This window comes from Streptomyces sp. R11, assembly GCF_041051905.1.
Lineage (GTDB): Bacteria > Actinomycetota > Actinomycetes > Streptomycetales > Streptomycetaceae > Streptomyces.
Genome location: NZ_CP163432.1, coordinates 233,631 through 247,087, shown reverse-complemented (window position 1 = coordinate 247,087; position 13,457 = coordinate 233,631). Strand labels below are relative to the sequence as shown.

The following is a 13,457-nucleotide window of genomic DNA, read 5'->3' as shown; positions in this document are numbered from 1 at the left end:
GTGTGAGACACACAGGCCACCGGTTCGATCACGCTGATTCACGTTCGCCCATTACCAGTTGTCCGGGGACATGATGCGCTCGCGAATCCAGACTCCGGCGGGCTTCAGCGGCGAGGTGCCGGTCCAGGGGCCGGACCTGTCGCACGTCCCGGTCTTGAAGACGGCCCCGGAGCGGTTGTCGTCGGAGAAGTTCCAGTTCGTCCAGCTGATCTTCTTGCTGGCCATGAGGTCGAGGTAGCGCTGCGACATGGCGAAGTCGTTGCTGCCCTCGCCGGCGTAGTTCTGGGTGCCGAACTCGGTGACGAACACCGGGAGCTTGTCGGCGGCGCGGGAGAGGGTCGCCAGGTACTCGTCGCGGTGCGAGTACGCGTAGAAGTGGAAGGTGTACATGATGTTCGACGCCCTGACCGGGTTGTTCACCACCTCCGACTCGTTGGCACCCTCGGAGACACCGAACGAGGACCACGCGCGGGTTCCGACCAGCACGGGAGCGTCGGAGTCGATGTTGCGAATGGTCGGGATGATCTGCTCCGCGTAACTCTTGATCCGCGACCAGCTCACGCCGCTGGGCTCGTTCGCGATCTCGTAGAGGACGTTGTTCTTGTCCTTGTTGCGGTTGGCGATGTCGGTGAAGAACTGCCGGGCCTTGCTGAGGTTGGCGTGGGGGTCGCCCGGGGTGAGCATGTGCCAGTCGACGATCACGTACATGCCGCGGTCGGTCGCCTGCTGGATGAGGGAGTTCGCGAGATTGGTGAAGTGCTGCGGGTTCGTCTCGTAGCCGCCCTCCTGTACGTAGGTCGAGACGCGCAGGACGTCGGCCTTCCAGTCGCCGGCCAGGGCGTCGAGCGAACCGCTGGTCAGGCAGTGCGGGTACCACTGGGTGCCGTGGGTGCTCATGCCTCGCAACTGGATGGGGTTCCCGCGGCTGTTGCACAGCTTGGTGCCACAGACCCTGAGCTGGCCGTTGACGGACACCGGCGTGGCGGCCGCGGCACGCTGATCCGTGCCGGCCGCTCGGGCGGACCCGGTCGGGATGACGCTGAGGAGGAGCAGGAGCATGCTGCCGAGCGCGGCGGCTACCGCACCCCGCCGAAGCGACAGAGGTGATGCCCTCATATGAACCTCGTTCAGGTGGGGGATTGATAGGAAACTTTCCTAACCAGAAAACCAGAGCCCACTTGGGGCTACAAGAGCCCTGCCGTCATCCACAATTGCTTCGGCATTCACAGAGATGTGGTTCGCATATGTGATTGGGGCCATGCTCGGAGCCGGGGCGTCTGCCGAGGAACGAGCCTGGGGGGCGGCCCGGTTGCGGGCGCGCCTGCGCTGCTCGCCGGAACTGCTCACTGAGCCAAGGGGCGTTGTTGCGGTCTGGTCCCCGTCGGACCCGGCGTGCTGAGTGGTCACGCACCTGGCTTTCGGAGGACCGTGCGGTACGCCGACCTGCGCCGACAGGCCTGCGGGGACGCCGAACTGTCACCGGGACGGCGTTCACCGCCGTACGCTGGTCGCGGCCATCAACAACCGGCTGCGACCAGCACGTTCATTGCCGGCCCTGGCACCCGTCGCGTACGGAGGTCAGTCCGTTGAAGACGCCCGTGTACGCGGTGCCGGCAGGGCCGATGGTGACCGGTGCCCAGTTGTTGTCGTAGAGAAGGCCGGTCCCGACGAGTTGCTTCCACCGCGTGGCGCCCGTGCGGAAGTCGACGGCCGTCAGATACCAGGCGGCGACGCCGATGGGGGTCGGGTCCTTGGTGTACAGGTAGATCAGACCGTTGGCGGTGGAGAGCTTCGGCACGACGGACGGGGCTCGCTCGCTGCTCTCCCATATGGTCGGCGACGGTAGGAGCCGGACCTTGAGGTGTCCACGCAGATGCGGAACTTTTCAAGGGACTGCAATCAATGCCGGGCCCAGCGATCGCACTGGTTCGGGATTCCGGGCCCCTCATTGCACGTGCCTGCCTGACCACTTGGTCACGTGCCGGTTCGGCAGCCGCCCCCGCGCTGCCCCTCCCGGCCGAATACGCCGAACGCGCTCAGGTCTTGAGTCCCACGCCACCGAACATGGCTACCTCGGCGGGCAGATCGGTCTCGCCTTCATCCGGTCGCCAGCGGTTGCAGGACACCACACCCGGCTCCAGGAGCTCCAGCCCGTTGAAGAACCCGGCGATGTCGGCCGGCGTGCGCTGGGTCAGTTTCGGCGTGCCGTGCTCGTTCCAGAACGCGACCGCGGCGTCGACGTCCGGCATGTCCGGCCGCGTGATCGTATGAGAGAGGACGAGGTGGCTGCCCGCGGGCAGCCGGTCCATCAGACGACGCACGATGCCGGACGCCTCGTCGTCGTCCTCGATGAAGATGACGACGCCGAGCAGCATCAGCGTCACGGGCTCACTGAAGTCCAGGGTTCGCCCTGCCTGTTCCAGGATGGTGTCGACGTTGCGCAGGTCCTCGTCGAGATAGTCGGTGCGGCCCTCTGGCGCGCTGGTCAGCAGGGCTTCGGCGTGGGCCAGCACGATGGGGTCGTTGTCGACGTAGACGATGCGGGACTCCGGAGCGACACGCTGAGCGACCTCGTGGGTGTTGTCGGCCGTCGGCAGGCCGGTGCCGATGTCGAGGAACTGCCGTATCCCGCGCTCGCCGGCGAGGTACTGCACGGCCCGCCCGAGGAACTGCCGGTCGGCGAGGGCGTAGTCGCCGATGCCCGGGTGCAAGCTGCGGATCTGGTCGCCTGCAGCCTGGTCGACCGGGTAGTTGTCCTTGCCGCCGAGCCAGTAGTTCCAGATCCGGGCCGTGTGCGGCTGGTCGGTCCTGATTCGCTTGTGCGCCTCGGCCGAGGCGGCGGGAATCCCGGTCACGCCATTCCCTCCAGATCAGCTCGATTCAGGGGTCGTTCAGGGTCAAGGAGCAACCTAGTGGCCGGAGTTGGGAAGAGCAGAGGCGCCCGGGACCCGGCGCTCCACTCGGGACGAGCGGAGTCTGCCCTGAGCAGGGAGAGCCACAGCCGACGAACGCCCAAATGGCGGTCAGATTGGAAGGGCTCCGGCATGAACGGATCGGGCCCACGCGCCGTATCCTTACCCGATCGAGGTGCGCATTCGGTCGAATTCCTCGGTCTTCATGGGGTTTGTGCACACAGGTCGTGAGTACTGCGGCCATGGGGGGATGAGAGGCAACCATGACGGCGGCGAGTAACACGGTGCGTACAGGCACCATGCTTCCGATTGACGCGGCACGCTGGGCGATGTGGACGTTCGTCATCGTCAATGCGGTGATCGTCGAGGTGCTGTTCGTCAGCGCCGGTGAGGGCAAGAACGGGGTACTCACGGTCGCCAAGTTCTTCGGCCTGCACGCAGCCCTGCTGATGCTGTTCCAGCTGCTGCTGGTGGCCCGGCTGCCGTGGCTGGACCGCCGCATCGGAATGGACCGGCTCACGGTGTGGCATCGCTGGGTCGGCTTCTCCTTGCTGTGGACCGTCCTCACCCACGCCACTTTGGTGGTGCTCGGCTACGCGACTCTCGACGACGCCTCCATGGCGAAGACGTTCGTCGCACTGAGCGGGGTGCCGGCCTCCCTGCTGGGCATGCTCGCAGCGGCGATCATCGTCGTGATAGCCCTGATCTCCACGCGGGGCCTGCGGCGCCGACTGCGGTACGAGGTCTGGCACGGCCTGCACCTGTTGCTCTACGTGGCCCTGGGCCTGGCGTTCGTCCACCAGTTGCAGGAGACGACGACGTTCACGTCCTCCGCGTTCGCCACGGCCTACTGGTGGATCCTGTGGCTGTTCGCCTTCGGCGCGCTGCTGACCGGGCGTGTGGCCATGCCGTTGTGGCGCAACGCCTACCACCGGTTCCGCGTCGCTGCCGTGGTGCCGGAGTCGGACAACGTGGTCTCGGTGTACGTCACCGGTCGGCACCTCGACAAACTCCCCGCCCGGGCCGGCCAGTTCTGCATCTGGCGGTTCCCCGGGCACAACCATTGGTGGCTGGCCAACCCCTTCTCCCTGTCGGCGGCGCCCGGCGGCCAGGGACTGCGCCTCACGGCGAAGGCGGCGGGCAGCGCCAGCGCGGGCCTGCGGGACGTCCCGGTCGGCAGTCGTGCCTTCGTCGAGGGTCCGTACGGGGCGTTCACGTCGTTGCACCGGACCCGGCCCGGCGTGCTGCTGATCGCCGGAGGCGTGGGAATCACGCCCGTGCGGGCCATGCTGGAGGAGCAGACGACCGGCGACGTCGTCGTGCTGTACCGGGTTCGTAGCGAGGCCGATGCCGTGCTGCTCGACGAGGTGCGTCACCTGGTCGCGCTACGGGGCGGAAGGTTGCAGCTGCTCACCGGCAGGACGGGCGAGGGCGGCGTCCCGCCGTTCGACCCGAGCAGCTTGCACCGGCTGGTGCCCGACATCACCGCACGCGACGTGTACGTCTGCGGCCCGCCGGCCATGACCGCGGCCGTGCTCTCCGGCCTTCGAGAGCTGCGGGTCCCCGCGCGACAGGTGCATGCGGAGAGGTTCGGCCTGGCCTGACTCGGTGGTCGGCCCACTGTCGAGTTCCGCCCCGGGCAATACGTGAGGGCGGGCGCGGGCCCTTCCTGGCAGCCGCCGCACTCCAGCAGGTGCAGCGCTGCTCCGCCTTCTTGACCGGTGCTGCACCTCCACGAGAGCGAGGCTCGCTGGTCCTGCGGACCCTGGCCGCGCGGCGCCTGCCGCGGCCGGCATGTGCCGTGACCCGGGGGCGAACCTCTGTGCGAACCTGGCCCGGCTGGCTGTGTAACCTCGCTTCCCGCATCACAGGGGAGGAATCATGCGAGGTAGAACGGCCAGAACGGCCTGGATCCTGGCGAGTGGGGCGGCGGCCCTGACGCTGCTGTCCGCGACGGTGGCCCATGCGGAGGGCAGGGGGGACATCCGGGTCACCAAGACGGTCGTCAACGGCGGTAACAACGTCATCATTGGCACATCGGCGCGAGTCACCTATCCGATAGCCATCACGATCCGGGACAACTCCGGAGTCAAGGGCCTGTCGCACGTCAGTGTGTTCAACAAGACCAACGGCCGGGGCTTCAGCGACTGGGTGGACACCCGCTGCGAGAAGAAGAGTTCCACCACGTCCGTGTGCACAGCCACGATGACGATCGCCCCGGCCTGGCTCCCGGGCAGTATGCCCGAGGACGTAAACCGCACAGCGGGCGTCTGGCAGGTCAACGCCACCGTCAAAGCCAAGGACGGGGACTACTGGATCTCCGACCACATCGCCGAGTTCAAGATGAAGCGCGCTTCCAAGCTCACGACGAACGCCGGGCCCGAGCCCGTGGCCAAGGGTGCCAAGCTCACCGTCACCGGCAAGCTGTCCCGGGCCAACTGGGAGGACCTCAAGTACCACGGCTACGCCAAGCAGGAGGTGAAGCTTCAGTTCAAGAAGGCCGGCAGCGCCCACTACAGCACGGTCAAGACCGTGAAGACGGGCGATACCGGCCAGCTGAGTACCAAGGTCACCGCGACTTCGGCCGGAAGCTGGCGCTGGTACTTCCCCGGCACGACGACCACCGCGCGGGTTGTGTCGGCCGGAGACGCCGTAACCCTGAAGTAGCTGCCACTCAGAAGAGGTTCTGCGCCCCGGTCACGTCGCCTTCCGACGTGACCGGGGGCTTCTGCCTTCTGCCAGGTCGCCCCAGTTGAGGATTCCGGAGCGCAGAACACTGCAACCCTGTGGCCTGTCCTGCCTGTTAGCGGCCCCGCCTTCGCGAGTCAGGGCGGTGGGCTGGGCTTCCGCTTCCAGTCCGGACGGCGGCCGCGGCGAGCTCGCTGGCGCCGATCTGAAGCCGAGCGCAATCACGATCCCGGACTGCCTGATGCACTCCTCGAGGTGGACGTGCGGTAGGGAGTCGGCGGGCTGAGCGCCTGCGGGAACCGTGCCCAAGAAGTTCACGCTGCGTTGCGGCACCAGGACGTGGGGCTGGAAGCACATCAAGCAGCGCCGACGGATGGAACAACACGATGGACAGGAAGATCAGTACCGCCATATCGTCCGGAGCCGACAATGGCCGTGGGGGATACTTCACTTACACCATTCCAGTGCCCACGGTCGAGAAGTTCCGGACCACCATCGGTACGCCCGGCGGGATCAACGCCCTTCTGACCGCCTACAAGGTGGACCAAAGGGCCGCCGCCGCAGGCCGCTGCTAGCGCCTAGGTGGGAGCAGGGGGAAGGGGCCGGAGGGATGCATGGGGGATAGGACGCCGGCGGAGCAGGCTCTGGGGCGCTCGTACACCACCGCTGACGGAGTCGAGTTCCACATCACCCAACTGACCGTCGAGCACCATCCGGATCGCACGCTGACGTTGACGTTCGGAGTCACTGTGCAACGACCGGACCACCCGGACGAAAGCTGGGTGGTCACCCTTCCATGGGACGACAAGTCCTTTGTGGACGTGCTCACCTCGCCCGCCCCCCACCCCGACCGGCTGCAGCAGATGGTTCACATCGTTCACGCCCTGCTGGAAGAGTGGTGGGACACCAAGGGCCGTAACAGGCGGTCGGCGAGTCTGGGCCGGCAGATCTCCTGAAGCGGCTTCATCCTCCGATGTCGGTGATGCTGGGCCGAACCCCGGGCCGCGTCAAGGTCGTTCGTCCTCGGGCTTCGCCTCGAGCGCAACAGCCTTGATGGAGTGGTGCGGGACGCCAACAAGTGGCCCGAAAACCAGCCTCGGCCAAAGTGCGGCTTGGCGACGCCGCGCGAGCTGGTCATCGTTCTCCCTCCTGCACGGCTACGGAACCATGTCCGTACCCGTACCCGTACCCGGGAGCGGCGGCTGACCAGTTCCGAAAGACCTCGACATGCCCCACGCCATCTTCGCTGAGCCCTGCCTGATCACGTTCTGCCGTCTCGATGAGCTCGGTCTCGAAGCCGTCGGGCAACGCCTCCAGCCGGATCGGGGGTGATCGAGTGCCGGGTCGCCGAGCCGCGTTCACCGATTAGCGGCCAGCGCTGCGCGAGGCCCTCTTGCAGATCTTTGACGAAATACTCGGGAACCTCCAGCGACGGGAAATGCCCCCCGTTTTCGCGCGACCTCCATCGGACGATCTGTCGGTACCGCTCCTGTGCCCAGGGGCGCGGACACTCGTGCTGGGTTCCCTGACTTCCGCCTCGGTAAGGTGCTGGCGACCAGCTTCACGGGGACTCTGTCGGAGCGTCATGGCGACGCTGTGGAGCGGTCCCACGCCGCACCGACTCGTCGACTGGCTGGCAGTGAGCGGCCTCGCCGTGGACTCCTGCACCACTGCCCAGCTCGACCTCGCTCGGGAACTGAGGGAGTCGATTCACGCCGCCGCGACAGCGGCCGCGCTCCAGGACGCTCTCCCTGCATCTGCTGTCCAAGTCATCAATGACTGCAGCGCTCAGGGCCGGGCCTCGGCAATCCTGACGCCCGAGGGCCAGCGGCGATGGCGGCTCAGCTCGGCTTCCTGCGTGGAAGATGCTCTCAGCGTGATCGCCGCCGACGCGATCAGCATCATCGCAGGCGAACGAGACGGGAAATTGGCCTTGTGCGCATCGCCAACCTGCCGAGCCGCATTCTTCGACACCAGTCAAAGTCGCACTCGCAAATGGTGTGACATGAACACGTGTGGAAACCGTCAGAAGAAGGCGCGCTTCAATGCCAACCAGCGCAAGAATCCCAGATCAGCGGATTGATCGGTTCCTGGGTCCATCCAAGTGGCCGTACGAGGGGTTCAGTTGGTGTGGGTAGGCGTGTCGGCGTATGTGCCGTGAAGCATGCCGGTGGCCTGGCCGACTTCGATGAGGTAGCCGTCCGGGTCGCGTAGGTAGCAGCGCAGTTCTGCTTTGCGGTCGATGGGTGGTGTGAGGAATTCGGCGCCTTTGGCACTCCATTCTCGGTGGCACGTTTCGATGTCGGCGACGCGGAGGTTGAGGAAGCTGCTGACCGTGGCGAGGTCGGTGGGCGGGCGCAGCGTGACGTCTGGTTTGTCCGGAGTGGGGCCGCCGCCGGGGTTCATGATGATCCATCCGTTGGCGAGTTTGATGGTGCAGGGGTTTTCCTCGAGCACTACCTCACCGCCGAGGACGTCGGTGTAGAAGGCGCGGGATCGGGCTACGTCGGTCACCGTCAGAAAGTGGGTGAGGAGAAGCCCGGAATCCGGGGCGGGAAAGCCGTCGCGGTGCATGCAAGACCTCCTGTTGGATCGGACATTTTCCCCATAGTGGTGGATGGGTCTCCGTGAGTGCGGATGAACACGGCCGGAGGTGGGGGCCATCCGTGCGGTCCGCGTTCATCCCCGCCCCGGCGTCATCCTGTCGAGCCGTCGATCCCGGTCGGCCGCCGTACCGACCCGCAGCCGTCGTGGATCGGTGTGGTGTTGGGTTGTCACCCTGTCATCTGTCAGGGCCGCTGGTGCCGCTCTGTCTTCTAGGGTTCGAGTGTCGTTTCGGCCCCTGGCTGCAGCACGGGGCAGCCTCCGCAGACAGGTAGGGATGGCATTGATGCGTAGGCGCTTGTCCCGTTCCGCGCTCGTCACGGCTGCCGCTTTGGGCGTGGTCGCTGCCGGTGTGGTCCTCGTCCGGCCCACGTAGCCGGCACGGGGCCTTCGCCGTGGCCCGTGAGGGCGGGGCGCGTGGTTTGTTGACTGTCCCAGCAGCGCTGCGGGTGACACCGGCAAGCCGCGCCGTTCGATCTCGGGGCCCAGGAGATCGTCTTCGGGAAGATCAGTGGCGGCCCCGGCCGGGCGGCAGTGGGTGGGATGGGCTGGCGTGCGGACGCTGGAGTCACGAGGGGGCGGCGTCTGCCTGACTGGAGTACGGGCCGTTCGCTGTCCGGTCCGTCGGTCGGCCTGAGCATGCCTTTCAAGCGAACCCCACTACCAGTCTGGGGTGGGGCTCGGTGGGCTCGGACGGGCGGGCCCACTGTTCCGGCCGGTAGTAACCCCCGCCCTCCCCGCCCCTGCTCCTGCCGTGTACCGACACCGACTCACCACTCATCACGAACCACTCACCTCTGGCCACTCACTGTTGACCGTGAAAGGCGTGACCCTTGCGCAGACTTCTTCATGGCGCCGCCGCGCTTGCCCTGACCACCGTCGCTGTCCTGGCCGGCAGTGGCCAGGCGCAGGCCGACGGCGGCTCGTGGGCGGGCTGCCCGTACGGCGCCGTCTGTATCTATCCGCAGGACCAGGACCCCGCCGTCAGCCCCAGCCACATCTTCTACTCCTATGGCTTCCATCCCATCTACAACCAGTACGGCAACCACTGGGTCCTCAACAACCAGTACGACGGCGCGCTGGCCGAGACGTGCAAGTCCCTCACCACGGACTGTCATTTCACGATCGGTCCCCAGGAGGGCTTCTACGTCGACCTCGCCCCGATCAACTCGATCCTGCTCAAGGAGCACTACCAGTGAAGCGCCGTCTTCTCGCCACCACCGCCGCGCTGCTGCTGATCAGCGGTGCGGCCGTGGGGTCCGCCACCGCCAACGCCCCCACCAACGCCCGCGCCCGGGCAGACGCTGATGCCGCAGTCGTCGCCCCTGCCGGGCGGGCTGCGCAGGCCGGTCCCGCGTCCGTCCAGGTACCCGACGGTGTCACCGCCGGGGCTGCCGTGTTCGACCGGCAGACCGGTACCTTCACCGAGCAGCTCAACACGAGTCTGCGTTTCCGGTCCGCTTCCGTCGTCAAACTGCTGCTTGCACTGGACTTCCTGTGGAACCGCGGCCCCGACTACACGGTGCCCGCCGCCGACCGGGCCCGGCTGGAGCCGATGCTCCGCAGCAGCTGGGACGACGCGGCCAATCACTACTGGTCGCAAAACGGCGGCCCGGCGATCATCACCCGTATGGCCGGCCGTCTCGCCCTGAAGGACACGGTGGGGCCGCCCGCCGGATACGACGGCTACTGGGGCTATGCCTCGCTCTCGGCCCGTGACACGGTGACCGTCTACCGCTACCTCCTGGACTCGGCACCGGCTGCGGTACGCGACTTCGTCATGGGCAACCTGCGCCAGTCCACCCGCTGCGCCTCGGACGATTTCGACCAGCACTTCGGCATTGCCGGGGCGTTCGAGAAGCCGTGGGCCGTCAAACAGGGCTGGGCGGGGTCGTCGTACGAGGAGGGCACGTGCGGCCCGCCGGGCACGGCGGCCGCGCCGCGTACGGCTGATGCGGCGACCGCGTCAACTGCCCAGGCCCAGGCCTCCCAGGACCACGCCGCCCAGGAGCAGCTCCAGGCTCTGGCTCCGGTTGCCGCGGGTGTGGACCTGACCCGGCCTGCGTTGCACAGTACGGGGACGGTGGGCGCGGGTGACCGGTTCGTCGTGGCGGTGTTCACGCTGCATCCGGTCGGGACGTCGTACGGGAAGGCGTTCACGGACATCGGCCGGCTGACCCGCTCGCTGGACGTTCCGGGTGCGGCGCGGCCTGCCGGGTGGTGGTACGGCACGTGGAGCAGCCATGTGAACGTCCGCCGCGACCCGTCCACACGCAACGCGCCGATCACGCAACTGCCCGCCGGGGCCGAGGTGTTGGTGGGCTGCCAGGCGCGAGGGGAGGAGGTGCAGGTGCCGCCGTACACCAATGACTGGTGGGCCTATCTGCCTCAGTACGGCGGCTGGGTCTCCAACATCTTCATCAGCTCGCCCGACAACCGGCTGCCGGACGTCAAGGACTGCTGACCTGGCGGGCCTCAGAGGCTATTGGGCAGGCCGCGCGATGCTTGGACTGGCGGGAATTAGGCCGTTTCCTCACCGCTCGTAGTCGGCGAGGAAACGGAGCACTTTCTCCACGTGCGGCCGTACGCGTTCGGGAACGCCGCGTTCCTCGATGACGGTGCGGTCGCTAGTGCGGTAGCCGGCGGCGATCAGCGCGGGTAGGTCCTCGGTGGGCAGTCGGGCCTGTTTGAAGCGCTGGTCGAGCCAGCACACGTACAGGCTCATGGTGTGGATGGCGTCCGGCGGTGACAGGTGGTCCTTGTCGCCGTCGCCGTCGCCATCCACGGCCCAGGCCCGGAACACCGATGGCGTCCACATGGCGATGCCGTGCTCGTCGGTGGCCGGGCGGGCCGCGTTGGTGTCGAAGCCGCTTTCCGCTTTGAGGAGTGCGGCGAGCAGCGCGGGGGTGACCTCGGCGTCGGTGCAGCGCCGGGCGGCACCGACGATGACCGGCCGCAGCGCTTCGGGTACGTCGGAGTCCTGCGGGATCTCCCCGGCTGCCACGACGGGCGTACCGGTGACGACGGGCGGCGTGCCACGCCCGCCGCCGCGGTCACCATCCTCGTCACTGTCGCTGCCGAACAGTGCGAACCCGGCGACGGCGACGGCCGTGGCTGCTGCGACGCCGGCGAGCGCCACGCCGGCGGCCGGCAGGAGCCGGCGCCGACGGTCACGCCCGCTGGGAAGGGCGTCGATGCGGGCGGCGAGGCCGGCGGCGGTGTGCGGGAGGCGGGCTGCGTGGTCCGGTGCCAGGCAGTCTCCGATGAGTCGGCGCCAGTCCTCCTCGAGTCCGGCATCCAGACGCAGTGGCGCGCTGCCGCGGGCGTAGGCCTGCGCGGCGAGCGAGCGGGCGCGGGCGGTGGCGCCGGAGAACGGGTGAAGGCCCCCGGTGAGTACCTGGTGGGCCAGTACACCGAAGGCCCAGATGTCGGCGGTCGGCCGGACCACCGACCCGTCGGCGCCGGTGCGCTGGGACCACCACTCGGGTGGCAGATGGTCGAGTGTGCCGAGCGGTGGCATGTGGGCGTGGGTGCCGTCGAGTTCGGTGGCGAGGCCGAAGTCGGCGAGCCAGACCTCGCCACCCGCGCCCAGCAGCACGTTGGCGGGTTTGAGGTCGCCGTGCACCCACCCGGCGTCATGCATGTGGGCAAGCCCGGCAGCAACACCCCGCAGCATGCGTATCGCGTCGGGGACAGGGCGGCCGGTCTCGGCGGCGTCCAGGACCTGGCGCAGGCTGGCCTCGGCACGGTCCATCACGAGCGCGATCGCACCGTCCAGTGCGGGCAGCTCCGGCACGTCGAGGGTGCACACGGCGCGGGTCCGTACGAGATGCGGATGGTCCGCCTCCGTACTGAACCGCACCTCACGCGCCACCAGTTCACCGAGCGCGGCACGCTGGCCTGGTGCCAGAGCGCCGGTCGGCAGCACTTTCACCGCCACCGTCGTACCATCGGCGACCGACCGGGCCTCGTACACGGTGCCCCAGCCACCGGAGCCGATGACCGCATCCAGCTCCCAGCCCTCGATACGGAACCCCGCCGGCAGACGCGGCGCCGGCGCCCCCAGCAGGCCCTCCCCGTCCTCCGACGCCGCCAGCGCGTCCTCCCCGTCCCTTGACGGCCCCAGCGCACCGTTGCCGTCCCCTCCTGATGCCCCCAGCACGTCCTCCCCGTCCCCTGACGGCAGCGCACTGCCGCCATCTCCTGATGCCCCCAGCGCGCCGCCCCCGGCGCCTGACGGGGTCACGCTTCAGCCCCCTGCGCCCCAGCGCGCCTGCGCGACGGCAGCAGCGCGAGATGCTCCTCGCGCACCAGACCGAAACGCAGAGCGAGCGAGGCCAGCCGGGCACGTTTGGCGCCGGTACGGCCGTTGCCGTCCGCCCCGGGCTCCTCGCCCACGTCCAGGCGCAGCTTCGCAAAGGCCAGATAGTCGATGTGGTAGTTCACCGCGGAACGGGTCAGACCACGGCAGCTCTCCAGCGGACGCAGCCGTTCCGCAATGTCCCCGGCCCCCGGCAGCGCACCGTCCGACCCCTCACGCAGCCGCGGCTCGCACAACGCCACCAGCACCAGGAAATACTTGGCCGTCACATCGAGCGCGTAGGGAAGTACGGTCTGCTCACCTGCACCCGGCACGGATCGCTCGTCCAAGAAGGCGTGCTGCGGGGCGAACACCTTGAACTCCGCGGTCCCGTTCAGCGCCGGCAGCACAACCCGGGAGAACTCGAAAGGCACCGGCGCCCCGAGCCTTCTCGGCGCAACGGTGATGTACTCGCCGGCACCCTCCAGGTTCTCCACCACATACGCGCAGTCAGAGCTGAAGTTCGACAACCGCCAGTAGTCCTCGGCCGCCTCCAGCCGCCCCGCCCGCCGGGAGATACCCGGATCGGGCAGGACGATGGACACGTCCCCGCCACCGGGCAGCCCCCGCCCGAAATCGGCTGCATCACCCGGCCCCATGTACAGCAGCCCGGGCCCGCCCGCCCCGGCAGCACCAGGCTGCACCGGACCGGACGGCTGGACAATGATCGTTTCCATGCCGACTCTCCCCCCGAAATGATCGCCAGGACTGCACAGGCGGTACCGGTTACCGCCGGCCCAACGCGATATTTGCACGCCAAATCGCAACTCCCGGCGGCGGATGGTCAGTTCAGCCCCGGTCGGCGCGACACCCAGAGCATCACCGGTCACAGCAGCCGCCGCAACCTCCCACACCCGCCACCCTGCCGTGGAACCATCCCTCCCCAGCTGACC

The 13,457-nt window shown here is 68.0% G+C and carries 10 protein-coding genes and 3 pseudogenes; 6 read left to right on the top strand and 7 right to left on the bottom strand.

Going from position 1 to position 13,457, the window contains the following annotated elements:
• Window positions 1-51 precede the first annotated feature (51 nt).
• The 3 genes and pseudogenes from AB5J55_RS01265 to AB5J55_RS01255 all read right to left on the bottom strand — a co-directional run bounded on the left by AB5J55_RS01265 (window position 52) and on the right by AB5J55_RS01255 (window position 2,855).
• A complete protein-coding gene (locus tag AB5J55_RS01265; RefSeq protein ID WP_369268830.1) occupies window positions 52-1,116 on the bottom strand; it encodes a glycoside hydrolase family 5 protein in 1,065 nt (354 codons plus the stop codon).
• 427 nt (window positions 1,117-1,543) lie between these two features.
• Window positions 1,544-1,834 (bottom strand): annotated as a pseudogene (locus AB5J55_RS01260) (hypothetical protein); the annotation flags it as partial.
• 202 nt (window positions 1,835-2,036) lie between these two features.
• The gene (locus AB5J55_RS01255) at window positions 2,037-2,855 is read right to left on the bottom strand and encodes an SAM-dependent methyltransferase (protein ID WP_369268829.1); all 819 of its coding nucleotides are present in this window, start codon (window positions 2,853-2,855) and stop codon (window positions 2,037-2,039) included.
• Window positions 2,856-3,211: 356 nt separating this feature from the next.
• Between AB5J55_RS01255 and AB5J55_RS01250 the strand changes: the two genes are divergently transcribed.
• The 3 genes from AB5J55_RS01250 to AB5J55_RS01240 all read left to right on the top strand — a co-directional run bounded on the left by AB5J55_RS01250 (window position 3,212) and on the right by AB5J55_RS01240 (window position 6,556).
• Window positions 3,212-4,516: a ferric reductase-like transmembrane domain-containing protein gene (locus tag AB5J55_RS01250; protein WP_369268828.1), complete on the top strand. Its 1,305-nt coding sequence runs from the start codon at window positions 3,212-3,214 to the stop codon at window positions 4,514-4,516.
• Between the two features lie 277 nt (window positions 4,517-4,793).
• Complete coding sequence (locus AB5J55_RS01245; RefSeq protein ID WP_369268827.1) at window positions 4,794-5,579, top strand: hypothetical protein; 786 nt, start codon at window positions 4,794-4,796, stop codon at window positions 5,577-5,579.
• 635 nt (window positions 5,580-6,214) lie between these two features.
• Window positions 6,215-6,556 carry a hypothetical protein gene (locus tag AB5J55_RS01240; protein WP_369268826.1) on the top strand — a complete coding sequence of 114 codons (342 nt, stop codon included), beginning with the start codon at window positions 6,215-6,217 and terminating at the stop codon, window positions 6,554-6,556.
• Between the two features lie 425 nt (window positions 6,557-6,981).
• Here the strand turns inward: AB5J55_RS01240 and AB5J55_RS01235 are convergent.
• Window positions 6,982-7,113 (bottom strand): annotated as a pseudogene (locus tag AB5J55_RS01235) (epoxide hydrolase); the annotation flags it as partial.
• Between AB5J55_RS01235 and AB5J55_RS01230 the strand changes: the two are divergent.
• Window positions 7,092-7,683, top strand: a pseudogene (locus AB5J55_RS01230) (ABATE domain-containing protein). The pseudogenes AB5J55_RS01235 and AB5J55_RS01230 overlap by 22 nt on opposite strands.
• A 38-nt stretch (window positions 7,684-7,721) precedes the next feature.
• On the opposite strand, the gene AB5J55_RS01225 reads toward AB5J55_RS01230, so the two are convergent.
• A complete protein-coding gene (locus AB5J55_RS01225; RefSeq protein ID WP_369268825.1) occupies window positions 7,722-8,174 on the bottom strand; it encodes a VOC family protein in 453 nt (150 codons plus the stop codon).
• Window positions 8,175-9,037: 863 nt separating this feature from the next.
• Here AB5J55_RS01225 and AB5J55_RS01220 point away from each other — a divergent pair.
• The gene (locus AB5J55_RS01220; protein WP_369268824.1) at window positions 9,038-9,403 is read left to right on the top strand and encodes a hypothetical protein; all 366 of its coding nucleotides are present in this window, start codon (window positions 9,038-9,040) and stop codon (window positions 9,401-9,403) included.
• Window positions 9,400-10,668, top strand: coding sequence for a hypothetical protein (locus AB5J55_RS01215; protein WP_369268823.1), 1,269 nt, complete (start codon window positions 9,400-9,402; stop codon window positions 10,666-10,668). Before AB5J55_RS01220 ends, AB5J55_RS01215 begins: the two co-directional genes overlap by 4 nt.
• A 69-nt stretch (window positions 10,669-10,737) precedes the next feature.
• On the opposite strand, the gene AB5J55_RS01210 is transcribed toward AB5J55_RS01215, so the two are convergent.
• Both AB5J55_RS01210 and AB5J55_RS01205 read right to left on the bottom strand, forming a co-directional pair.
• Window positions 10,738-12,450 carry a serine/threonine-protein kinase gene (locus tag AB5J55_RS01210; RefSeq protein ID WP_369268822.1) on the bottom strand — a complete coding sequence of 571 codons (1,713 nt, stop codon included), beginning with the start codon at window positions 12,448-12,450 and terminating at the stop codon, window positions 10,738-10,740.
• Window positions 12,447-13,241 (bottom strand): serine/threonine protein kinase, encoded by a 795-nt coding sequence (locus AB5J55_RS01205; RefSeq protein WP_369268821.1) that lies wholly within the window; start codon window positions 13,239-13,241, stop codon window positions 12,447-12,449. The genes AB5J55_RS01210 and AB5J55_RS01205 overlap by 4 nt, the downstream gene beginning before the upstream one ends.
• Window positions 13,242-13,457 lie beyond the last annotated feature (216 nt).